The sequence below is a fragment of the Allomuricauda sp. CP2A genome, assembly GCF_001683915.1.
Taxonomy (GTDB): Bacteria; Bacteroidota; Bacteroidia; order Flavobacteriales; family Flavobacteriaceae; genus Flagellimonas.
This window is the reverse complement of the sequence record NZ_LXTT01000035.1, coordinates 15,556-39,129: the sequence shown is the minus strand read 5'-3', so window position 1 is coordinate 39,129 and position 23,574 is coordinate 15,556. Positions and strand designations below refer to the sequence as shown.

The following is a 23,574-nucleotide window of genomic DNA, read 5'->3' as shown; positions in this document are numbered from 1 at the left end:
AGTTTGGAATGTATCGAGACCTGCTTTGGCGGTATGCAAAAAATCGATTAGCTACGCTGAATCTTTGATTTCTCGATACCTGCTGCCTTTAGGCAGGAATTTTCACGAAGGCTTGTTTGTTCTTGACTCTTACACTTAACTCATAACTCATAACTCATAACTCTTGATTCTTGATTCTTGATTCTTGTCTCTTGTCTCTTGTAATGGGTTATTCAGTTATTTTGTTACTGAGTTACTGAGTTACTGAGTTACTGAGTTACTGAGTTACTGCCCACTGTTTATTGTTTCCTGACACGAATTTCACGAATGCACACGATGCTAGCTGGAACTTGTCTCGTCTCTTTTCTCTTTTCTCTCCTCTCCTATCTGAATAAACCAAAAAACACCGGAAGACAAAATCTCCCGGCGTTCTTTATAGATAAGTAGGTAATTGGGCCTTGGCCTAAATGCTCAATCAGGGATAGGGATCAAGGACAGGTTTGATCGGGACCAGCGTCATCGATATACCAACCATACACCACTGCAAGGACAGAACGTTTGTTCGAGGCACTATTGCAGTATAGAAGTCCAGATGCGCCCAAGGTGATGATATCTACGGGGGCACCGTTTGCTTCTACATAATCGTGCCAGCCCACCAGTGTAGCGGAATAGTTTGTCGAGCTAAGCCCCGATCCTTCCAACATACCAGTCATATCGATGACATTGCCGATCTTCCATGCTCCAAGATTACTGTTGAAAACATCGGCTTGATAGAACATTTCTCTCATACTGGTTACATTGCTTACATCCCAACCACTGAGGTCCGCATTGAAGGAAACGGCATAATTGAACATACCACTCATGTTGGTGACATTGCTTACATTCCAACTGCTGAGACCAGTTCCTTCAAAGGCATCGGCATCAGCGAACATATTACTCATATTGGTGACATTACTTACATCCCAGTCACTAAGGTCCCCGTTGAAGGCACTGGCATCATCGAACATAAAACTCATATCGGTGACCTTGCTCACATCCCAACCGCTGATGTCCCCGTTGAAGGTGCTGACACCAATGAACAAACCACTCATATTGGTCACTTGGGAGAGGTCCGGCTCGTCCGTGGCATTGTACACCATATTCCCACAACTTGCGAAGGCATTGTTCATGCTGGCCCAAGGGTTGGTGCCCCATTGCTCTATGCTTGCCAATTTATCCCGGTCTGCATTAACGAGATTGCCATTGTTCATCCGTATTGCCGGAAAAGTGCCTATTATGGCCACGGTATAAGTGCCCACCTCGGCGTACTCGTGCTGGGGGTCGTTGCTGTCGGTGATGTCCTCCACCGTGCCATCTCCCCAGTCTATGGTATAGTCGTAGTCATCATAGTCCGGATCCACCCCGATCTTAATGGTCTCATTGTTGGCCGTGGTCACCCATGTTGTGACAAAGGAGGCGGGATCCTCGGCCAGGCTCTCGTAGACATTGGTCACGGTGATGGTGATCTCTGCGGAGACAGGGTCGTTTACACCGTCGGTCACCGCAACGGTAATGGTGTGCCCTTCGTCGGTCTCAAAGTCCAGGGCCTTGCCCTCTGCAAGGCTCAGCTCGCCATTGGCGGTGATCTCAAACAGATCGTTGTCGTTTGTGCTTATGGAAAAGGTGAGGGCATCCTGTTCCGGATCCGTTGCCACAACGGTGCCGATCACATCGGTGTCGGCAATGTCCTCCGCCGCCTCAAAGCTTTGGGCCTCGATCACGGGGGGTGCGTTGTTGGCCTGCTCCTGGGTCACGGTGAAATTTCCCGTGGAAGTGACGATCTTTCCCCCTACAGTGACGCTCACCTTGCCAGTAGTGGCGCCTTGGGGCACCGAGGTGGTGATCTTGGTGGCGGTGGCCGCGGAAACCGTAGCGGTGGTGGTACCGATCTTCACGGTGTTCTTCGAGGGCGTGGTGCTGAAATTGGTTCCGGAGATCACGAACACCGTGCCCACAGGTCCGGAACTGGGCGTTAACCCGCTTATGGTCGGTGCCTTTGCCACGGGTGTCGATGGACTGTCGTCCTTGCTACATGAAATTACAAGGCCCAAAGCGAAAAGGGCCAAGAACAACAATTTTTTTTGTTTCATTTTTTTAAAATTTAAAGGGTTGAAACCGCAATTTCCCAAAACCCGGGCTGACTTTTTGGTGCGATCTGACGGATGCTGTTTTTGGGTTGATGTAGGCCGCTTTTGGCTGATGGATGGTATGGGTTATTCAGTTATTTTGTTGTTGGAAGTTGGAAGTCGGGAGTCGGGAGTCGGAAGTCGGAAGTCGCCTGCCCGCCGCAGGTGGGGAAGTCGGGAGTTTGAACTTGTACTTTTGGTTGACGGTTTCATGTTTCATGTCTCTTGTCTCTAGTCTCTTTGGTTATTGAGTTACTGAGTTACTGCATACTGCATACTGAATTACTGGGTTATTGGAAGTCGGAAGTCGCCTGCCCGCCGCAGGCGGGGAAGCCGGAAGCCAGTATGCAGTGCACAGTCAGCAGTAAATCCTGTTTTTGATTTTGACTCAGGCAGGAATTGGCACAAAGGATTGTTTGTTCTTAACTCATAACTCTTGATTCTTGTCTCTTTTCTCTCCTCTCTCCTCTCTCGTCTCCTATCTGAATAAACCAAAAACACCGGAAGACAAAATCTCCCGGCGTTCTTTATAGATAAGTAGGCGGTTGGGCGGCCTTTGGCCTTACCGATCAATTGCAATTGTTGGTACCCCCCTCATCAGTGATGGTCCATCCAAAATTGTTCATCAACAAATTACGTGCATTCTGCGTTAGCTGTGTATTGCAATAATTGACCGATTCAGCGCCCAACATAATATTGGACGGCCCATTATTGTTCTGCACATGGGTTGCCCAGCCTTCCAATGTTGCGCTATAATTGTTAGGGCTTAGTCCAGATTCTTTCAACATAAGATCCATTTTGGTAACACTGCCAATGTCCCATGCCCCAAGATTTCCGTTAAAGGCAGCGGCACCAGAGAACATAATACTCATATCAGTCACATTTCCTACGTTCCAGTTACTAAGACCAATCCCTTCAAAGGCATCGGCGCCATGGAACATACCCCTCATATCGGTGACATTGCTTACGTCCCAGCCACTGATGTCCCCGTTGAAGCTAGCGGCACCATAGAACATACCACCCATATTGGTGACAGTACTTACATCCCAGCCACTGATATCCCCATTGAAGGCAATGGCATAAGCGAACATACTACCCATGTCGGTCACTTGGGAGAGATCCGGCATGTCCGTGGCGTTGTACACCATGTTCTCACAATCTATGAAGGCAGCATGCATGGTGGCCCATCGATTGGTGCCCCATTGTTCTATGCTTGCCAATTTAAGCGCATCAGCTTTAGCGACAATGCCAGCATATTTATCCATTAAAATTGCTGGAAAAGTGCCCTTTATGGCCACGGTATGGGTGCCCGGCTGGGCGTACTCGTGTTGGGCGGCGAAGCTGCTGTAGGTAATGTTCTCAACCGTGCCATCACCCCAATCTATGGTATAGTCGTAGGTAAGATCTGGATCCACCCCAATCTTAATCGATTCATTGTTGGCCGTGGTCACCCATATTGTGACAAAGGAAGCGGGATCCTCGGCCAAGGATTCAATGACATTGGTAACGGTGATGGTAATCTCTGCGGAGACAGGGTCGTTGACACCATCGGTCACCTCAACGCTAATGCTGTGTCCTTCGGCGGTCTCAAAGTCCAAGGACTTGCCGGGTGCCAAGCTCAGTTTTCCAGAGGCTGGATCAATTTCAAACAGATTGTCGTCGTTTGTGATCATGGTAAAGGTAAGGGCGTCATCCTTGTCGGCATCGGTGGCGGTGACCGTTCCAATGGTAGCTGCATCGGTTATGTTCTCGGCAGCACTGAATGTCTGTGCCTTGATCACGGGAGCGGTGTTCGGCGGGGTGCTGGCTCCATCGTCCTTGCTACAGGAAATTACAAGGCCCAAGGCGAAAAGGGGCAGGAACAACAATTTTTTTTGAGCCATCTTTCTATGGATTTATGGTTAAAACCACAATTTCCAAAAACTCTGACTGACTTTTTGGGGCGATTTGACGAATGGTGTTTTTGGGTTGATGTAGGCCGCTTTTGTATTGTTACTGGGTTATTCAGTTATTGGGTTACTGCCTGTCTGCCGTAGGTAGGAGTTACTGCCAACTGCCCACTGATCTACTGCTTACTGGAAGCCTGCCGTAGGCAGGGGTTATTCAGTTATTCGGTTATTGTGTTGTTATGTTATTGGAACTTGATACTTGGGCTTGATTTTGTCTTGTCTCTTGACTCTTGACTTTTGGATTATTGGAATTTGGTGCTTGAAACTTGCGTCATGTCCACTGACCTACTGCCCAATGGATTACTGGAAGTCTTAAAGTCTAATTTTACCTCTGAGCTGCCATCAAAGGAAGTTAGATGATCGTGGACTTACCGAGGTCTATGTTTTCATCATTCATGTTGAAATCATCCTCAATGTCCACAATATTGTGGGCGATAAAATCACCAACTTGGTTGGTCCCATATTGACTTTTGGGCCTCAAATCCGAAGTGACGATTCCCTTTTTCAGGGCTTTCTCCACTGCTTTTTTAATGGCGGTTGCTTCTTCTGAAAGATCAAAATGTTCCAACAACATGGCTGCGGAGAGAATGGAAGCGATGGGATTGGCAATATCTTTCCCTGCTCCCTGTGGAAATGAACCGTGAATGGGCTCAAATAGGGCATTATCATCCCCAACCGAAGCGGAGGCCAACAATCCGATAGATCCCCCAATGACACTTCCTTCATCAGAAATAATGTCCCCGAACATATTTTCGGTAAGGATGACATCAAACTGACTGGGGTTTAGAATGATTTGCATGGCGGCATTGTCCACAAACAGGAAATCCAAGGCAACTTCGGGATAGCTTTCCCCTATTTTGGCGACCACTTTGCGCCAAAGTCTGGAAGATTCCAGAACATTGGCCTTGTCCACCAAAGTGAGTTTCTTTTTTCTGCTTTTAGCTGCTTTGAAAGCCAAGTGGGCAATACGGCTTATCTCTTCCTCCGAATATTCACAAAGATCGGAGGCCACGGTACCTTCCTCGTTCAATTTTTTTTCTCCAAAGTAGATGCCGCCTGTCAGTTCCCTATATATGACAAAATCGGTACCTGAAATAATTTCCTTTTTCAAGGGTGATCTATCGAGTAGGGAAGGATAGGCTTGAATGGGCCTAATATTGGCAAAAAGCCCCAACTCTTTTCGCAATTTCAACAACCCCTGTTCTGGACGCACTTTTGCATCGGGGTCATTGTCGTATTTAGGGTCACCAATGGCCCCAAACAGAACCGCATCGGCCTCTTTGCATAATTTTAGGGTGCTGTCGGGCAGGGGTGTCCCCTTTTTTTGAATGGCGATGGCGCCCACTGGTGCTTCTTTATAAACAAAATGATGGTTGAACGTCTCCTCAACAGCTTGCAAACATTTCACCGCCTGGGCCAACACCTCGGGTCCTATACCATCTCCAGGTAGCAAAGCAATGTTCAAATTCATCTAGTACCTTGATTACGATTTTTAAAATATAGAATGGGAAATTATGCGATGCTTTGGATGCTGATATTGCTGGTTTCCACAATTTGATGGATATCCTCATCCAAAATTTCCTTTTTGCGGTCGGCAAACTTCAAGAAATTCTCATAAACGGCGTCCAATTGCAATTTAGTGAGTTCATAACCCACTTTTTTGGCTCGGTAGGCCAAGGCAGCGCGACCACTTCTTGCTGTCAATACAATGGAAGATTCATTAACGCCCACATCTTTTGGGTCAATGATTTCATAAGTCTCTCGTTGTTTGATGACCCCATCTTGATGTATGCCAGAGCTGTGCGCAAAGGCATTGGCCCCTACGATGGCCTTGTTGGGCTGCACGGGCATTCCCATTTTTTGGGAGACCATACGGCTAGTATCCCAAAGCAGCTTGCTATTGATGCCGGTATCCAAATTTAGATAGGGATGTTGTCTTAGGATCATCACCACTTCTTCCAAAGAGGTGTTCCCTGCACGTTCTCCAATACCGTTGATGGTACATTCAATCTGTCGAGCTCCATTGATAACCCCTGCAATAGAGTTGGCCGTGGCCAATCCCAAATCATTATGGCAATGACAGGAAAGAATGGCTTTATCGATGCCTTTCACATTTTCCTTCAGATACTTCATTTTGGCACCGTATTCCTCGGGCAAGCAATATCCGGTTGTATCAGGAATGTTGAGCACAGTGGCTCCGGCCTTTACGACAGCTTCACAAACCTGGGCCAAAAACTCGTTGTCCGTGCGTCCGGCATCCTCAGCATAGAACTCAACATCCTCAACAAAAGTCTTGGCATAGGCAACAGCCTCAACAGCACGTTCTATGATTTTTTCACGGGTTGAGTTGAACTTGTACTTGATGTGGGAATCCGATGTTCCGATTCCGGTATGTATCCTTGGTTTATTTGCTTCTTTGATGGCCTCGGCGGCCACTTCAATATCTTTTTTTACGGCGCGGGTGAGTCCGCAGACCGTTGCATTTTTGACCAATTTGGAAATTTCCTGAACAGACTTGAAGTCGCCAGGACTGGAAATTGGGAAGCCGGCTTCGATCACATCCACGCCCAAATCATCCAGACGTTTGGCGATCACCAATTTTTGCTCCGTGTCCAACTTACATCCAGGAACTTGTTCTCCGTCTCTCAGTGTCGTATCAAAAATTTGTACCTTATCTTTACCCATTATTTTTGTCTGTTTCTTCTAAGTACTACGAAAATAGACAAGGATAAGGGAAGAATAAAAAAGGGATGGAATCCTTTACAACGTTAAATTGTATTCACTAGTATATAATGTATTGAAATACAAATAGTTAAATTATATTTTTTACGATGACAAATGCCAGTAAGGACGCGTTGTTCGTGTTGATAAAATCGCTTTCCAAATCGGAAAAACGCCAATTTAAACTGTATGTGGGCCGTTTAGGGGTCAATACGGATGCAAAATTCTTGGCGCTTTTTAATCTGTTGGACAAAATGCGAAAGTACGACGAGCGACAAATTTTGGAGAGCGGCATTGTGAAAAAAGCACAACTTTCCAACCTAAAAGCGCATTTGTACAAGCAGATTTTAGTGAGTCTACGGTTGAATCCGGTCAACCAAAATGCACGAGTGCAGATTCGGGAGCAGTTGGATTTCGCCACCATTCTTTATCAAAAAGGATTGTACAAGCAAAGCTTAAAGATTTTGGACAAGGCCAAGACCTTTGCCATTGAGCATGAGGAAAAAAATGTGGCCTATGAAATTGTGGAGTTGGAAAAGGTGATAGAGACCCAGTACATTACCCGAAGTATTCCGGATAGGGCAGATGAACTTGCGGTGCAGGCCAAGGAACTTTCGGCCCTAAACGTAATGGCGAGCAAACTGTCCAATCTTTCCCTTCAGCTTTATGGAATGATGCTGAAAGTGGGCTATGTTCGAAGCGATGAAGACCTGCAAAAAGTAAAAACCTATTTTGAAGCACATTTGCCCGCCTATGAGTTGGATAAGTTGGGATTTCGGGAGAAACTTTGGTTGTACAAAGCTCATTTATGGTACAGTTTATTGATTCAGGACTTTTTGTCAGCGTATAAATATGCCAGTAAATGGGTAGACCTTTTTTATGAAAATAAAGAGATGATCCCTTTGAATCCGGTCTTTTTCTTAAAAGGAAACCATTATCTCTTGGAGTCGTTGTTCTTTGTAAAATACGCATCCCAGTTCAGGGAGACATTGAACCGTTTGGAAAAGCAAGTAGGGGACTCCAACTTCCCACAGAACGATAATATTGCCTCGTTGGCATTTTTGTACATCAATTCCAATAAGTTGAACCTTCATTTCTTGGAGGGCACTTTTGATAAAGGCTTGTACTTGGTCAATATTATTGAATATGGCATTAAAAAACACCGTGAACGGATTGACGAGCATCACATTATGCTGCTCTACTACAAGATAGCCTGTCTGTATTTTGGCAATGGCGACAATAAAAACTGTATTGTCTATTTAAAGAAGATCATTTCCAACAAGAACCTGAAAATGCGGGAAGATCTCATGTGTTTTGCACGGGTGTTGAGCTTGGTGGCGCATTATGAGGCAGGTATGGACTACCATCTGGAAGTACAACTTAAAAGTACGTACAAATTTTTATTGAAAATGAACGACTTACATGCCGTTCAGAAAGAGATGATAAAATTTCTGAGGAGGCTGGGTGATATCTACCCCCATGAGCTAAAAAATGAGTTCCAAAAACTCTATAATGAGTTGAAAAAGTACGAGAACCATCCCTACGAGAAGAGAGCGTTTTTATACTTGGATATCCTTTCTTGGCTGGAAAGTCATTTGGAAAACAAACCGGTGGGTCAGATCATTCGCGAAAAGGCACTTGCTGTCACCCGCTAAAGGCAGGCGTTCCAAACGGGGTCTTCCGGTGGCGGAGCCACAAATGTGATGGTCTCCTTTTGTACGGGATGCTCCAATTCCAAACTTCGGGCATGTAAATGGATACCGCCGTTTTTATTGCTTCGATCAGCGCCGTATTTTAAATCCCCTTTGATATAACAACCCATAGCGGCCAATTGCGCTCGGATTTGATGGTGCCGCCCCGTCTTCAAATCAATTTCCAAGAGGTAGTAGTTGTCCAACTTTTTAATGAGGGTGTAGTCCAAAACCGCCTTTTTGCTGTTGGGGACTTCCTTTTCATGTGCATAGGACTTGTTCTGTTTTGGATTGCGAACCATCCAATGGGTCAAGGTTTCTTGCTGGTTTCTCGGTGCATTCTGAACCACGGCCCAATACATTTTTTTGGTATTTCCTTCGGAAAACAGCTTATTGAGTCGTGGTAAGGCTTTGGAGGTCTTGGCAAAGAGCACAATTCCTGAAGTGGGTCGGTCCAATCGGTGCACCACTCCCAGATACACATTACCGGGCTTGTTGTATTTTTCTTTGAGGTATTGCTTTACCACCTCGCTGAGTGGGGTATCTCCGGTTTTGTCCCCCTGTACAATGTCCCCGACCCGTTTATTGACCACAACAAGGTGGTTGTCCTCATACAGGACCTGAAGGTTGGATGGGGTGGACTTGTTGGATTTTTGGTCTTTTGGATTTTTGGAATTCACTTTTCAATACGATTCATCATCATTAGGAAAATCCCTGCTCTTTACATCGTCCACATATTGTGAAATGGCTTCACTCATATCATCATAAAGATTCATATATCTTCTCAGAAACCTTGGATGAAATTCGTGGGTCATTCCCAAAAGGTCATGAACCACCAACACTTGACCATCCACCCCGTTTCCAGCACCAATACCAATGATTGGGATTGAAACACTTTCGGCCACTTCTTGTGCCAAGGTTGCTGGTATTTTTTCCAGAACGATGGCAAAACAACCCAATTCTTCCAATAATTTGGCATCAGATTTCAGCTTTTCAGCTTCTTCCTCTTCCTTGGCACGAACGGTATAGGTACCGAATTTATAAATGGACTGCGGCGTGAGTCCCAAATGGCCCATAACAGGAATGCCCGCTTGAAGAATTCGGCCTACAGATCCCTTGATTTCAGTGCCGCCTTCCACCTTTATCGCATGGGCACCACTTTCCTTCATAATGCGGATAGCGGAGCGAAGTGCTTCTTTGGAGTCGCTTTGATAACTTCCAAAAGGGATATCCACAACCACCAAGGCTCTTTTGGCGGCCCGCACCACAGAGCTGGCGTGGTAAATCATTTGATCCAAAGTGATGGGAAGGGTGGTTTCATGACCTGCGATGACATTGCTGGCGGAATCCCCAACCAAGATCACATCCACATTGGCGGCATCCACAATTTTGGCCATGGAATAGTCATAAGAGGTGAGCATGGAAATCTTTTCACCGCTTTGTTTCATTTCAATCAGGGATTTCACTGTAATCCTTTTGTATTCTTTTTTGGCAACAGACATTTGGTTCAGTTTTATGCGCTAAATGTAAGCAGATTTGTTTAATTTGGACTTCAATCAAAAAACTTCAGTATCATGAAAATTGTATTCAGTTTGGCATTTTTTTGTCTTTTATGTATCAATGGCAACGCCCAAGGTCCCAACCCCCCTGAAATTGATGCCCATGAACAGGTGAAACAGGCCATCGAAACCTTTTTTGATGGGTTCCACAAACAGGATTCAAGCATTATCAAGAGTACGGTAGCCGATAGGGTAGTGCTTCAAACCACTGGCAAAGATCAAGAGGGGAAAACCCGTTTCAGGGAAGAGGAATTTTCAAAATTTTTGACTTCCATTTGTAGTATCCCCGACAGTATTAAATTTGAAGAAAAGCTCACTTCATTTTCCATTCAAGTAGATCGGACCATGGCCAATGCCTGGGTAGGGTATGAGTTTTGGTTAAATGATGAATTCAGCCACTGTGGTATCAACTCCTTTCAATTGGTTGATTTTGATGGGGAATGGAAAATCATCTACTTAATTGACACCCGCGGAAGGGCTGGCTGCATGGAGGAGTAGAAACCTTATAAAATTATTGGCCGCCATACAATTTATACACTTCTGTACCCGCACTTAAAAATGCTCCGGTGCCATAGACTTCGGTTTTGTCGGGCCATGCTTTTCCGGGAGCGGCCCCAATGGGTTGCACATAGCCCAACATGCCTTTCGGGGTAACGTGGCTAACCAAAGCTTTCCACGCTTTCTCAACCGCAGGGCCATAGGTTTTCTTGTCCAAAATACCCTTGTTGATGCCCCACGCAAGTCCAAAAACATAAAAGGAAGTGCCGCTGGTTTCAGGGGTGGGATAAAATTCCTGCCCCAACAAACTCATGGCCCAATGCCCGTCTGGAGTTTGGATTTTCAACAGTTTGGCAGCCATTTTTTCAAAAATATCCTTGAAATATTGGTATTCAGCGCTTTCGGGTTCCAATTCGTTCATACTATTGACCAATCCGGCGAACACCCAACCATTGCCCCGTGACCAAAATATTTTTGTGCCGTTATCCAGCTTGCCCATATAGCTTTCATCACGGTAGTACAAATTTTCCTCTTTGTCAAAAAGGAAGTCGGTGGTGGCCTTGAATTCTGACATCATAAAGTCAAGATATTTTTTCTCTCCCGTAATCTTGTACAATTTGGCCCAAACGGGTGGCGACATGAAGAGCGCATCACACCAATTCCATCTAGATTGATGATAGGGGCTTTCCCAGTTCAGAGCAGTCTTGGCGGGGTGGTACATGATGTAATCAAATTGCTCTTGGGTGGGTTTCAACATTTTTTCATCGCCATATTTTTTATAGAGATCAAGGTAAAACTGACCAACCGTATGATCATCTGCATGGTAGATTCGTTCATGTAATTTCCAATCGTGTAATCCGCCAACGGTTTTTAGCCAAGTGTAATATTTGTCACCATCGGCCATGGCGGCCCACTTTGCCATGCCCACATAAAGTGCTCCATTGGTCCAATCGAGCGGATGATGCGGTGTATCATAGGTGAAAGCATCGCGATAGTGCTCAATTTGCCAATCCGCGACTTTTCTCATGATGCTTTTGACTTCTTCCGGTTTGATGTCTTGGGAAAAAATAGGGGTTGAAATGAAGAGAAAGCAACCTAATACTACAAATATATGTTTCATGGTTTCAATATTATTTTGTGAAATTAACAATCACTCAAAAATACGCCTACGGCCAAACCTCCTTCTGAGGTCTCCTTATATTTTGAGCTCATATCCTTGGCGGTTTCCCACATAGTTTCCACCACCTTGTCCAAAGGCACCTTGACCTCTTTGGGGTCGGTGTCCAAGGCAAGCTCCGCAGCATTTATGGCTTTTATGGCTCCCATGGCATTGCGCTCGATGCAGGGCACTTGGACCAACCCGCCGATAGGATCACAAGTGAGGCCCAAATGGTGTTCCATGGCAATTTCGGCAGCGATCAACACCTGTTCTGGCGACCCGCCCATAAGCTCGGTAAGTCCTGCAGCAGCCATTGCTGATGAGACCCCAATTTCTGCTTGACATCCGCCCATGGCCGCCGAAATAGTTGCCCCTTTCTTAAAAATACTCCCCACTTCGCTGGCCACCAACAAAAATTGGCGGACATCATCAAAATCGGCATCGTGGTTTTCAATCACCATATAATACATGAGAACTGCAGGAATTACCCCGGCACTTCCATTGGTGGGTGCGGTGACAACCCTTCCCAAAGAGGCGTTGACTTCGTTCACGCTCAGGGCAAAACAACTGACCCACTTAATGATCTGCCGGAATTTAACCTCGGTATCCCGGATACTTTCCAACCACTCCTGTGGATTGGAGTAGGGGGCATCCCCTTTTAATTTTTGGTGCATCTCAAAAGCACGTCGTTTTACATTGAGTCCTCCAGGAAGCTTTCCTTCGGTATGGCAGCCCACGTACATGCATTCCAGCATGGTGTTCCAGATGTGTTGCAGGCCTTCGTCGATTTCGGTTTCGGTTCGCAGTGACAGCTCATTTTCCAAGACAATTTCAGAAATGGATTTGCCTTGATCCAAACAGTGTTGGAGCAATTCGTTTCCGGTTTTGACCGGATGTGGAAAGGATTTGAACGTTTCTTTGTTTTCCTTGGAGTGAATCAATTCTTCCTTCACCACAAAACCACCGCCAATGGAATAATAGGTTTCGGTAGCATGCTTTCCGTTGCTCAAAAATGCTTCAAACTGAATGGCATTGGAATGAAAGGGTAGAAACTCTTTTTTAAAGATGATATCATTCTTAAAATCGAAAGGGATTTCGCGAAGCCCTCCAAAATTTAATTTTTGGTCCGTTTTTATTTGTTCCAGAGTGGTATTGATGCTTTCAATGGGAACGGTCACCGGGTCGGTGCCCAACAATCCCATTACCACGGCAATGTCCGTGGCATGGCCTTTGCCCGTCAATGAAAGGGAACCGTAGAGAAACACTTTAATTTCCACCACCTCATTGAAAATGTCTTGGTCTTTAAGCTCATTTATCCAACGTTCCGCAGCCCTCCAAGGACCAAGGGTATGGGAACTGGAAGGCCCCACACCGATTTTAAGCATATCAAACACACTGATACATTCCATAAATGCAATTTACTGTTCCAAATATAACAACCTCCATGATATAAAATGAGAAATGGAACCGAATGAATCTAGAAAGAAAACCACCGTGACACACCTGCAATTTTGCCCAAGAACCTACTAAATCGTATTAAATAGCTGACACCTTGTCATATTCTGGTGCATGGCATAATCATTGACCTTTATTGTGCGAGCTTAAAAAGAACTGTAAACAGATATAACTTTTAGATACGATGAGCAAAATTATAGGTATAGACTTGGGTACGACCAACTCCTGCGTCTCTGTAATGGAAGGTAACGAGCCTGTGGTAATTCCAAATGCCGAAGGAAAACGTACCACTCCTTCTGTAATCGCATTTGTGGAAGGCGGAGAAATAAAGGTAGGAGATCCTGCCAAAAGACAGGCGGTCACCAATCCCAACAAGACGATTTATTCGATAAAAAGATTCATGGGGAACAAATTCTCTGAATCCAAAAAAGAAGCGGAACGTGTTCCTTACAAAGTGGTAAAGGGCGACAATGACACCCCACGAGTGGATGTGGATGGTCGTTTGTACACGCCCCAAGAACTTTCGGCCATGATTCTTCAAAAAATGAAGAAAACCGCCGAGGATTACTTGGGTCAGGATGTTACCCGTGCGGTGATCACGGTTCCTGCATACTTTAACGACTCCCAAAGACAGGCCACCAAAGAAGCTGGTGAAATTGCCGGTCTTACCGTGGAGCGAATCATCAACGAGCCAACCGCTGCATCTTTGGCCTATGGCCTGGACAAAAAGGACAAGGACCAGAAAATAGTGGTGTTTGACTTTGGTGGTGGTACGCACGATGTTTCCATTTTGGAATTGGGAGACGGTGTTTTTGAAGTATTGTCAACCGATGGTGACACCCACTTGGGTGGTGACGATGTTGACCAAAAAATTATTGATTGGTTGGCCGAGGAATTCATCAAAGATGAAGATATGGACCTTCGCAAGGATCCCATGGCCCTTCAGCGTTTGCGTGAAGCTGCCGAAAAGGCTAAGATTGAGTTGTCATCTTCTGCACAGACAGAAATCAACTTGCCTTATGTTACAGCAACAGCCTCAGGACCAAAGCACTTGGTAAGAACGCTATCCCGTTCCAAGTTTGAACAATTGATTGAAGACTTGGTAAAAAGAACTATTGCACCTTGTGAGACTGCGCTAAAAGCTGCCGGTCTTTCAAAAAGCGATATTGATGAAATTATTTTGGTAGGTGGTTCTACCCGTATCCCTGCGGTACAGGAAGCCGTTGAGAAATTCTTCGGTAAAAAACCATCCAAAGGGGTTAACCCGGATGAGGTTGTGGCCATTGGTGCCGCTATCCAAGGTGGTGTATTGACAGGGGATGTAAAAGATGTACTCTTGTTGGATGTTACCCCACTTTCTTTGGGTATTGAAACCATGGGAAGTGTGTTCACCAAATTGATTGAGGCGAACACTACCATCCCAACCAAGAAATCACAGGTATTCTCCACAGCAGCGGACAATCAACCTTCGGTTGAGATTCACGTACTACAAGGAGAAAGACCTATGGCTGCGGATAACAAGACCATTGGAAGGTTCCACTTGGACGGTATTCCACCAGCGCCAAGAGGTACGCCTCAGATTGAAGTGACCTTTGACATTGATGCCAACGGTATCATCAAGGTTTCCGCAACGGATAAAGCAACCGGTAAGTCACAAGACATCCGTATTGAGGCTTCTTCTGGTTTGACCGAGGAGGAAATCCAAAAGATGAAAGCTGAAGCTGAGGCCAATGCCGAAGCAGATAAGAAAGCTAAGGAAACTGCCGATAAGCTGAATGAAGCTGATGCGATGATCTTCCAAACTGAAAAGCAATTGAAGGAATTTGGCGATAAATTGTCCGACGACAAGAAAAAGCCAATTGAAGAAGCTTTGGAAGAATTGAAGAAAGCTTACGAGGGCAAAGACCTAGCGGTAATTACGCCTGCTTTGGATAAAATCAACGAAGCGTGGAAAGTAGCTTCCGAGGAAATGTACAAAGCACAGGCCGAAGCGGCCCAAGCCAATGGTGAAGATACCGCCGGAACCGAAGGTTCTACAGGTGGAGGAAGTGCCAAAGAAGGCGATAATGTTGAGGACGTAGACTTCGAAGAAGTCAAGTAGCCTGTCCTGAGCGAAGTCGAAGGATAGACTTTGAAGAAGTAAAGTAAACTTCTAAATAAATAGATTAAAAAACCCTGACCGTGAGTCAGGGTTTTTTGTTTGCTTGGTTTTGGGAACTACGCAGCGTTCAATTGCCGCATTTCCATTTCCCGAAGCTTTTGCAATGCCTCGGATTTTGAATTAACATTGAGTTTTACGTAAATGTTCTGGATGTGAAAGTTCACCGCGCTCGGTGTTACACAAAGTCGGTCCGCGATCATTTTGTAGGTGAATCCCTGGGTAAGGAGCTCAATGATTTGGTTTTCCTTTCGTGAGAAGGAATCAAAGGTCTTGGTCTGAAAAGAGTTGATGATTTTCTTGACAAGCTCATGTTCCAAGGCCACACCGTGTTGGTCCAGAGCCTCAACCGCATTGAACAGTCGTTCTTTGGTCAATGGCTTGGTAAGAAAACCACTGGCTCCTTTTTTGAACGCTTCCCTGATGATTTTAAAATCGTTCTGTTTGCTCATCATCAAGACCTTGAGGTCTTCATTCTTCTTGTGGAGGTATTCCAATCCATCAATTCCTGAAATACCGGCCAAGGACACTTCCGAAACCACAATATCCGGATTGGTCCGTCCAAAGTGGGACAACAGATCGTGCACAGATTTATATATGCCGTGCAATTCATACTCCATCACATTTTCAAAATAAAACCTATAGATGGGATATAGGCTTGCATCATTGTCAATGATCGCAATTTGTAAAGGGTTAGTTTTCATGATAAGAAAGATTTGGGGGTCTGATTCTTTTGCATAATTCGCCTTCCATTTCACCCAAAATTGGGCAAAAGGTATTCCATTCGAAGTATTTTCAAGATTGATGGAATGGCCAAACCTGAAGCATTTTCCGCGTTAAGTAGGTATACGGAAATACCGGTGGCTATTCCAAAATTGAATATACCGACACTAATCCCAAAGGGATTACATCAAAAAATGAAGTTTAGAAAAGGTTGTAGGTTACCTAAAAACTGAGGTTGAAAATGGGTTTAGGAATTCCTTTTTTCCGAGAGTTGTAGTTTTTTTTCATGACTAAAAGATTTGGGTTTGTACTATTTCAAGAATTAAAGTAGAAATTTTTTTAGTGCAATAGACGAAATTGTAGCTTTTTTCGTTCAAATGCATTCTTCTATTCAGCCTGAAATAGAGTATAATAAACCATCAAATATCTGTTAGTCAGAATATTGAATAAAAAAAACAGGGTGCTTTTAGTGGCACCCTGTTCCTGCTGAAAAAATCGGTCAGATTGAAATAGTACAACCCGCTTTCTATGATAGACTGTCAGTTCCCCCTGTCTTTCTTATCATGGTCATGTGTGTTTCGATCTCGGCTATGAAACAGAATCAAATGACACTTGGGTGGTTGACCGATTTATTTTTTATGTCTTATTAGTCTTCAAACGAAGTGCTGGTTACTTCATAGTGGGTCGCATCGTTCATGGCAGTTTGAAGGGCAGCTCCATTGTCGGCAACATCTTCATACTGATTTTGGGTCTTTTTGTTGCTGCCATAAGCCACGGTATATTGCGATATGGTGCTGTTTTGGCCTCTGTTGCTCACTACAAATCCCAATCCTTTTTCTGGGCTCAACTGAATGGCATAGTCATCGCTATCGCTGTTGATGTGATTGCCTAAGTTCACAGAAGGGGTCAAGGTGTTCAACACAACTTGTGTGGCATACAGATCTAAGCCACCGTAACCATCGCGTCCTTCGGAGGCAAAGAACAACAATGTACCGTTGTACAGGCTCGGATAAAGCTCATCTTCTTTGGTATTTACCTTGGGGCCCAAGTTTTTGGAAACACCCAAGCTTCCATCGGCCTTTATATCGGCCACATAGATGTCATATTTTCCATAGCTACCGCGCATGTTCGAAGCAAAGAACAATCGCTTTCCGTCTTCAGAAACGGTAGGGTGCTTGGCAGAGGCATATTTGGGGCAAACATCCATTTTGGTAATGTTTTTCCATTCACCATTTATGTTTTCGGCCCGGTAGATCTCATGGATAATTTCTTTTTTGGAGAACACTCCGTATAGTGGCTTTTGCTCAGTGGTTTTACTGAAATAAGCTGTTTTTCCATCATTGGTAATGGTCATGGAGGGAACATAACCATCTAAGGTGGATAGGTTACCATCCAAAGTGGTACTGATTAAGTCTTTGGCCATTTGGGCCGTGGCAATTGAACTGCTCAAAAGCATTCCTGTAATAAATAGGCTGTAAAAGATTGAACGTGTCATGATATTAGATTTGGGGGTTAATACATCACAAAGATCAAAAAGAATTACTGGGAATACTTATGAATTTTTCATAGGTTTTTTATTTTAACGACTAAAAAGTGCATTTCATCGAATAAATTTTAGCTGATTGGTAACCAAATAGTCCAAAAGCACCGATAAACGGACTTTTATGCGGATAAACGGAACAAAGTTTATGTTATGAAAGAAGGCTAAATACTTCAATGTCTGATTGTTTGTGTTTTTGATAGCACTCCAATCCCATGTTATATCGCTGTCAATAGCACAATTTAAATTACCTTCGTTGTTCAATAAACCACTCCTAAAACTTTGGTGATAGATCTATGGTTCGTTTCATTTGGCTCCAATGAATAGGTGATTCTGTAAATTACGAATAGCGATTAAAGAATGGATATAACAATAGAGAATATCATTTTGGTGGGGTCAATCCTATTGCTGATAAGCATTATAGCAGGAAAGACCAGCTACCGTTTTGGTATTCCCACCTTACTTTTGTTTCTGGCCATTGGAATGTTGGCCGGATCGGATGGTATCGGGGGAATTAATTTTGATAATCCAAAAGTAGCTCAATTTGTAGGGGTGGTTTCGCTGAACTTTATTTTGTTCTCCGGGGGTCTGGATACCAGTTGGCAATCCGTTAAACCCGTTCTCAGGGAAGGAATTGCCCTTTCAACCTTGGGCGTTTTGCTTACCGCGGTGGGTCTGGGTTACTTTGTTTTTCTGATAACCGATTTCAGCCTGTATGAAAGTTTGCTGTTGGGCGCAATTGTTTCCTCTACCGATGCCGCGGCAGTGTTTTCAATACTAAGGGGCAAAAATTTGGCGCTTAAAAAGAACCTGAGACCAACACTGGAGTTGGAGAGTGGTAGTAATGACCCTATGGCCTATGTGCTTACCATTGCCTTTTTGTCCTTGGTCCAGCATCCTGAAAATAGCATACTTTCCATTCTTCCATTCTTCTTTTTACAAATGGTAATAGGAGGGGTTTTGGGCTTTCTTTTCGGCAAACTGAGTAAAATCATCATCAACAGGATCAAACTGGACTTTGAAGGACTGTATCCGGTGCTGACCATAGCCTTGATGTTCATTACGTTCTCTGCAACGGATTTTATAGGCGGAAATGGGTTTCTGGCCATCTACATTTGTTCGGTGTACTTGGGGAACCAAAACCTGATTCACAAAAAGACCATCATGCGTATGTTCGATGGTCTGGCCTGGCTTATGGAAATAGTGCTCTTCCTAACGCTGGGACTACTGGTTTTCCCGTCGGAGATAGTTCCTTTTATAGGTGTAGGTTTATTGATTGCACTTTTCTTGATTTTTGTGGCCCGACCCTTGGCCGTTTTTATCTCGTTGATGCCTTTTAGGATGAAACTGAGGCGTAGGTTCTATATTTCTTGGGTGGGATTACGGGGAGCGGTCCCTATCGTATTTGCCACCTATCCACTTTTGGCAGGAATAGATAAAGCCAGTATCATATTCAACATTGTTTTCTTTGTGTCCATCACCTCGGTGCTCATTCAAGGAAGCACCCTGTCCATAGTGGCAAAATGGTTGCATGTTGGCCTTCCGGAAAAGGCAAAGCCTTTATCCCCAACAGATGAATTGCTCACCGAGCATCCCAAAGCCATTATGAAAGAAATTAGAATCAAGGAAGGTTGCCCTGCTGCCGGGTTGAAAATCGTAAACCTGAACTTTCCCAAAAAAGCCATCATAGCAATGATAGAGCGCGATGGAAATTACATTACCCCTAACGGTTCCACTGTGGTTGAGGCAAACGACAAGCTGGTCGTGCTTACGGATAAAGCTGAAATTCTTGAAAAAGTCTATGCCTCACTCTCGATTCCTACAGGGGAAGGGGGTGTAGAAAGAGACAAATAGGGCTATTTTCAATGAAATTGCCCAATCCGAGTTCCATTTTCACATCTCTTTAAATTCTTACCTAAAAATAGCGACTGTAAATAGTTTATTTTGGTTGAATTGTAGATTCCTTCTGTTGGGGGAAAAGTTTTCTCAGGACAGGAATTTGGTGACGGTTCATCCAAGCTAAAATACCACAGAAAATCAATGTAACCACCGCCAAGATGAACAAAGCTCCTCCATCATTTTGTACCACAATACCAAGTTGGGTAAGATGCAAAAAAATAGCCCCTACCATAAGGCCTATACCCAAAATGGCACCCAGCCAAGTTGTTCTGGGAACCAATAAGAGAATGGCGGTGATGAGTTCAAGAATTCCAATCCCAATTCGGCCAACAGGCTCCAGTCCCAGGGTTTCAAAAATAAAGACCGATTCCGGTGCAGCGGAAAACTTAAAAAATAAGGTCTGCAATAAGATGATGGCAGGAACAACTTTTAGGGCCAGATTGATGATTGATTTTGCATTCATTGTTGCAATAGTTTTTAGGATACATCAACTTGGTCGCAAAACTTTGATTTAGTTAACTTTGATGAATATTTTTTATAAAAACAACGACTTATCAGACCCATTAAATAGCCAGTAGTCAGTGGAACCTAAGGAAAAACTTTTAGAGCACTTAAGGGAATCGGTGGTTTTGACCACCTCTGAAGCTACCGTGGTTTTGGACAGTTTTAAGGAACGGAAGCTCAAAAAAAAAGAAATCCTCCTATTCACTGGCGATGTTTCTTCCCATATGCAGTTTATCTCAGACGGATGTTTACGGGCCTATTATATGGATGAAGAGGCCAAGGAACACGTGGTTCAATTTGGTGTTGAAGGTTGGTGGGTGAACGACCTTTATAGCTACCTTACCCAAACCCCGGCCAAGCAATTTGTGCAGGCCTTGGAGCCTACAATTGTACTTCAGATTCATCGGGATGCTCTGCAAGGGCTTTATGATGAAATCCCGGCTATGGAACGCTTTTTCAGACTAAAATTTGAAAAGGCCTATGTGTCCCTTCAGGATAGGACCATTAATGCCATGAGCAAGAGTGCAGAGGAGCGCTATTTGGAATTTCGTTCAAAATATAGGGATATAGAACAGCGGGTGCCACAGTATATGGTTGCTTCCTATTTGGGTATGACCCCCGAGTTTTTGAGCGCCCTCAGGAAAAATTTAAAGTAGATTCCTTTCTTAAGACACCTTAAGATTATTCCTGGATAGAACGAATAGGTTTGTGCTGTAATTTTTAAATCAGTGCCGAATGAAAAAAATCATAGCCTTTACGGGGAGTAATAACCCCGATTCAATCAACGAGAAACTTGTCAAGCACATTATTTCCGAGTTTCCCAAAGCCGGAATCGAGTTTGTGGATCTGAAAGAATTCAATGTGCCTATTTACAGTCAGGCCATTGAAGAAATGGGCACTCCGGAAAAGATCAGAAAGCTTTTCCAAATTTTCACTGAGGCAGATGGCTTTATTGTGGCATCCCCAGAACACAATGGACTCCCTTCGGCTTTTCTAAAGAACATCATCGACTGGCTTTCAAGAATTGACCAGCAATTTTTTGGACAAAAGCCCATTCTTCTATTGAGCACATCTCCGGGTGTCACCGGAGGAAGGACCCATTTGCAGCTATTGGCAGGATTGGTGGGCAGATGGGGCGGAAATCTGGTTGGGCAATATTCTTTGGGAAGTTTTTCTGAAAATTTTGATGCTGGAAAGGGTGAGATTGTCATTCCTTCGATTCGGGAAAAACTCAATGAAATAGTATTGAATCTTATTGCTTCAGAAGAGGAGCATTTTCAAAATTGATGATGTCATGAACCAAAACATTGTAGAACATCTTTTTGCATTTTGGGCAGAAATTGGAGATCGGGGAGGATTTCTAAATGCGGAGAAGGAATATTCGTATACTACTCCAAACCAAGAATCCTGGCCAAGTAAGGTATTTGGTTTAAAGGGGACTGGCTTCAACATCGATTTGCTCAAGGATCAAATTGAGATGGGGGTCGTTCCCAATTCCGTCAGTATTTATGAAGATAAGGAAATTGCAAAGCATTTGCTTGATCAGGGTTTTACCTTGGCTTCGACCATTAAGGCCATGGCCATGGACATATCAAACCATACTGGGATTGAAATTGATCCCATGAAAATAGAACAGGTAGATTCTGATGAAAAATCAAGAATCTTTGCCAATGTAGCATCAGAATCCTTTGGGTATCCCGTCCTGAAGACGACCATCTCTCCATTGTTCAAAAGTCAATCATTCAAGCTCTTTTTGGGAAAACATGGGGATGCTTATGGTAGTTGTGGTATGGTTTATTTGGATAAGAATCAAATTGCCGGAATCCACATGATAGGAACTCTGTCTCAATTCAGGGGCAGGGGACTAGGAAAGCTAATGACCCAACATTTGATACATGAAGCCCAAAAAAATGGAAGTCAACAGATTTATTTGGTGGCCTCTGAAGCTGGCGAGCGGATTTATCAAAAAATGGGCTTTAAAAACCATGGAACTTTGCAAAGCTATTCATTATAGCCTATCAGGGTAATTTTAAAACAGTTTACAATGTACGTTGTTATTTACAAGTTTGAAGTGACTCAAGGACAAGAGCCACAATTTAAGAAAGCATGGGCCAAATTGACCAAGGCATTCATGGAACATGCAAGCAGCTTAGGTTCTCGACTGCACACGGATAAAAATGGTGATTTCATAGCTTATGCCCAATGGCCCGATGAGGAGACTTTTGTACAATCGAAAAGCAGACTGCCAAAGTATGCCATGGAGTTGGGGCCTCAAATGGAGGCATTATGTATATCAATCTCCATTATCCATAGATTGAATGTAACCATGGATTTTTTAAAGAGGGGATAGGCCCCTATTTTATTAAGCTATGTTAATTTTTCACAGTTTTTCCAACCTTAGTTTTGTGGTAAATAAGTAAAGATGGACAAAGGCATTTTTTTTTTACTGGCAATTTTGGGTGGAGTTTCCTTGGCCATGCAGGGAGGGCTCAATGCCCAATTGGGAGTGCAGCTTAAAAGTTCCATTCTGGCCTCTTTGGTGGCCTTTGTCTTCAGTGCTTTTTTTGCGCTCTTGTTGGTTTTGGCATTGACAAGGACTTCGATGGATTTCAATCTTTACAGAAAGGTTCCGGCATATTTGTGGTTCTCTGGCGCATTTTTCAGTGTCATTGGTATTTGCCTATACTATTATACCATTCCCAAACTGGGCATATCAACCATGATATCCCTAGGGCTTTTCGGCCAATTGCTGTTCGCCACCATTGCCGGACATTTTGGATGGTTTGGCCTTCCCAATGAACCTCTTGCCACAAACAGGGCATTGGGGATTTTTGCAATGGCATTGGGGATTTTCTTGATGAACAAAAATTAGAATATTGAACATTTTTTAGGTTATGAGATTATTGGAAAGTTTAAAATGGCGTTATGCCACCAAAAAGTTTGACCCATCACAAAGGGTCAATGAGGATGATTTGAAAAAATTAAAGGAAGCAGTGCAATTGTCCGTTTCCTCATACGGCCTTCAATTATATAAGGTTTTGATAATTTCAAAAAGAAGTTTGAAGGAAAAACTGAAAGCCGCGTCTTGGGATCAAGCACAAATTACAGATGCATCACATCTTTTTGTGTTTTGTAACTATACCGAGCGAAATGATTCCCATGTGGATGAATATATCAAGGCTATTTCAACTTTGCAGGGAACCCCTTTGGAAAAGCTTTCGGTTTATGGTGATTTCATCAAAAAGAGTTTATCTGGAATGAATGACACAGATTGGCATGACTGGTCCGAAAAACAGACCTATTTGGCCATGTCCAACCTTTTGACTGCCTGTGCCGAACTTAAAATAGATGCGTGTCCCATGGAAGGTTTTGAACCTGAAAAATACAATCAAATATTGGGTTTGGATAAGAGGGGACTGAATGCCTGTATCATTGCCCCAGTGGGGTATCGCTCAGCCGATGACCATACCCAGTTTAGGAAAAAGGTTAGAAAACCCATGACGGAACTTTTTGAGACATTTTAAGAATGCCCAAAAAGATTATGTTGTGAGATATTCCAAAGTTCAATGAACAA

21 protein-coding genes are annotated in these 23,574 nt (G+C 43.9%); 10 read left to right on the top strand and 11 right to left on the bottom strand.

All coding sequences use genetic code 11. The annotated features are described in order from the left end of the window. Positions 1-467: 467 nt before the first annotated feature. The 4 genes from A7D14_RS04895 to A7D14_RS04875 form a co-directional block, all read right to left on the bottom strand. Positions 468-2,108: a BspA family leucine-rich repeat surface protein gene (locus A7D14_RS04895; RefSeq protein ID WP_083157986.1), complete on the bottom strand. Its 1,641-nt coding sequence runs from the start codon at positions 2,106-2,108 to the stop codon at positions 468-470. Between the two features lie 605 nt (positions 2,109-2,713). Further along, positions 2,714-4,027: a BspA family leucine-rich repeat surface protein gene (locus tag A7D14_RS04885; protein ID WP_067030796.1), complete on the bottom strand. Its 1,314-nt coding sequence runs from the start codon at positions 4,025-4,027 to the stop codon at positions 2,714-2,716. 418 nt (positions 4,028-4,445) lie between these two features. Beyond that, the gene (gene leuB / locus A7D14_RS04880) at positions 4,446-5,564 is read right to left on the bottom strand and encodes a 3-isopropylmalate dehydrogenase (protein WP_067030793.1); all 1,119 of its coding nucleotides are present in this window, start codon (positions 5,562-5,564) and stop codon (positions 4,446-4,448) included. 41 nt (positions 5,565-5,605) lie between these two features. Continuing rightward, positions 5,606-6,778 (bottom strand): 2-isopropylmalate synthase, encoded by a 1,173-nt coding sequence (locus tag A7D14_RS04875; protein WP_083157984.1) that lies wholly within the window; start codon positions 6,776-6,778, stop codon positions 5,606-5,608. 146 nt (positions 6,779-6,924) lie between these two features. Between A7D14_RS04875 and A7D14_RS04870 the strand changes: the two genes are divergently transcribed. Next, positions 6,925-8,469: a hypothetical protein gene (locus A7D14_RS04870; RefSeq protein ID WP_067030790.1), complete on the top strand. Its 1,545-nt coding sequence runs from the start codon at positions 6,925-6,927 to the stop codon at positions 8,467-8,469. On the opposite strand, the gene A7D14_RS04865 is transcribed toward A7D14_RS04870, so the two are convergent. Beyond that, on the bottom strand, positions 8,466-9,185 hold the full coding sequence (locus tag A7D14_RS04865; protein WP_067030787.1) for an RluA family pseudouridine synthase: 720 nt from the start codon (positions 9,183-9,185) through the stop codon (positions 8,466-8,468). The two genes, A7D14_RS04870 and A7D14_RS04865, sit on opposite strands and share 4 nt — an antisense overlap. Before the next feature lie 3 nt (positions 9,186-9,188). Then, positions 9,189-10,007 carry a 3-methyl-2-oxobutanoate hydroxymethyltransferase gene (panB, locus tag A7D14_RS04860; protein ID WP_067030784.1) on the bottom strand — a complete coding sequence of 273 codons (819 nt, stop codon included), beginning with the start codon at positions 10,005-10,007 and terminating at the stop codon, positions 9,189-9,191. A 72-nt stretch (positions 10,008-10,079) separates the two neighbouring features. Between panB and A7D14_RS04855 the strand changes: the two genes are divergently transcribed. After that, positions 10,080-10,562, top strand: a complete 483-nt coding sequence (locus A7D14_RS04855) for a nuclear transport factor 2 family protein (RefSeq protein ID WP_141673219.1) — start codon at positions 10,080-10,082, stop codon at positions 10,560-10,562. 13 nt (positions 10,563-10,575) lie between these two features. On the opposite strand, the gene A7D14_RS04850 is transcribed toward A7D14_RS04855, so the two are convergent. Beyond that, complete coding sequence (locus A7D14_RS04850) at positions 10,576-11,682, bottom strand: glycoside hydrolase family 105 protein (RefSeq protein ID WP_067030814.1); 1,107 nt, start codon at positions 11,680-11,682, stop codon at positions 10,576-10,578. A gap of 23 nt (positions 11,683-11,705) precedes the next feature. Beyond that, positions 11,706-13,130: an L-serine ammonia-lyase gene (locus tag A7D14_RS04845; protein WP_067030781.1), complete on the bottom strand. Its 1,425-nt coding sequence runs from the start codon at positions 13,128-13,130 to the stop codon at positions 11,706-11,708. Positions 13,131-13,360: 230 nt separating this feature from the next. On the opposite strand from A7D14_RS04845, the gene dnaK reads away from it, so the two are divergent. After that, positions 13,361-15,277, top strand: coding sequence for a molecular chaperone DnaK (dnaK, locus tag A7D14_RS04840; protein ID WP_067030778.1), 1,917 nt, complete (start codon positions 13,361-13,363; stop codon positions 15,275-15,277). A gap of 116 nt (positions 15,278-15,393) precedes the next feature. Here dnaK and A7D14_RS04835 read toward each other — a convergent pair whose 3' ends face one another. Next, positions 15,394-16,038, bottom strand: coding sequence for a response regulator transcription factor (locus tag A7D14_RS04835; protein ID WP_067030810.1), 645 nt, complete (start codon positions 16,036-16,038; stop codon positions 15,394-15,396). Between the two features lie 665 nt (positions 16,039-16,703). Next, the gene (locus A7D14_RS04825) at positions 16,704-17,552 is read right to left on the bottom strand and encodes a PD40 domain-containing protein (RefSeq protein ID WP_083157982.1); all 849 of its coding nucleotides are present in this window, start codon (positions 17,550-17,552) and stop codon (positions 16,704-16,706) included. A 405-nt stretch (positions 17,553-17,957) separates the two neighbouring features. Here A7D14_RS04825 and A7D14_RS04820 point away from each other — a divergent pair, with 405 nt between their 5' ends. Then, positions 17,958-19,451, top strand: a complete 1,494-nt coding sequence (locus tag A7D14_RS04820) for a potassium/proton antiporter (protein ID WP_067030770.1) — start codon at positions 17,958-17,960, stop codon at positions 19,449-19,451. Positions 19,452-19,536: 85 nt separating this feature from the next. Here A7D14_RS04820 and A7D14_RS04815 read toward each other — a convergent pair whose 3' ends face one another. Continuing rightward, entirely contained in the window at positions 19,537-19,959 is a 423-nt protein-coding gene (locus tag A7D14_RS04815; protein ID WP_067030767.1) for a DoxX family protein, read from the bottom strand. Positions 19,960-20,077: 118 nt separating this feature from the next. Between A7D14_RS04815 and A7D14_RS04810 the strand changes: the two genes are divergently transcribed. The 6 genes from A7D14_RS04810 to A7D14_RS04785 all read left to right on the top strand — a co-directional run bounded on the left by A7D14_RS04810 (position 20,078) and on the right by A7D14_RS04785 (position 23,524). Continuing rightward, positions 20,078-20,656, top strand: coding sequence for a Crp/Fnr family transcriptional regulator (locus tag A7D14_RS04810; RefSeq protein WP_067030764.1), 579 nt, complete (start codon positions 20,078-20,080; stop codon positions 20,654-20,656). A gap of 79 nt (positions 20,657-20,735) precedes the next feature. Next, a complete protein-coding gene (locus A7D14_RS04805; protein ID WP_067030761.1) occupies positions 20,736-21,287 on the top strand; it encodes an NADPH-dependent FMN reductase in 552 nt (183 codons plus the stop codon). Between the two features lie 7 nt (positions 21,288-21,294). Next, positions 21,295-22,014 (top strand): GNAT family N-acetyltransferase, encoded by a 720-nt coding sequence (locus tag A7D14_RS04800; RefSeq protein ID WP_067030758.1) that lies wholly within the window; start codon positions 21,295-21,297, stop codon positions 22,012-22,014. Between the two features lie 30 nt (positions 22,015-22,044). After that, entirely contained in the window at positions 22,045-22,350 is a 306-nt protein-coding gene (locus A7D14_RS04795) for an antibiotic biosynthesis monooxygenase family protein (protein WP_067030755.1), read from the top strand. Positions 22,351-22,422: 72 nt separating this feature from the next. Next, on the top strand, positions 22,423-22,872 hold the full coding sequence (locus A7D14_RS04790; RefSeq protein ID WP_067030753.1) for a DMT family transporter: 450 nt from the start codon (positions 22,423-22,425) through the stop codon (positions 22,870-22,872). 22 nt (positions 22,873-22,894) lie between these two features. Beyond that, positions 22,895-23,524 (top strand): NAD(P)H-dependent oxidoreductase, encoded by a 630-nt coding sequence (locus A7D14_RS04785; protein ID WP_067030750.1) that lies wholly within the window; start codon positions 22,895-22,897, stop codon positions 23,522-23,524. Positions 23,525-23,574 lie beyond the last annotated feature (50 nt).